Below are 235 nucleotides of genomic sequence, written 5' to 3'. Positions count from 1 at the left end.
GCGTAAAGATCGTCAATGATAAAAATGAATTGAACTCAATGCTCGAAACTGTATTCGAATCGGATACTGAAGTAGTAATTGAGAAGTATATAAAGGGTGACGAGCTTACATGTTCAATTTTTGATGGTAAACAGTTACCTATCGTTTCAATTAGACAAGCAGATGAGGTTTTCTACTACAATGCAACATACGATGATGTTAGTACAATTGAAGAAGTTATTGAACTTCCAACTGA

Annotated in this window: 1 pseudogene; it reads left to right on the top strand. The window is 34.0% G+C overall.

From position 1 onward, the window contains the following. Positions 1-235, top strand: a pseudogene (locus JDS81_RS30075) (D-alanine--D-alanine ligase); the annotation flags it as partial.

The sequence above is a fragment of the Bacillus cereus group sp. N31 genome (genome assembly GCF_016483245.1).
GTDB classification, from domain to species: Bacteria; Bacillota; Bacilli; order Bacillales; family Bacillaceae_G; genus Bacillus_A; species Bacillus_A toyonensis.
This window is presented reverse-complemented; position numbering and strand designations above follow the sequence as displayed.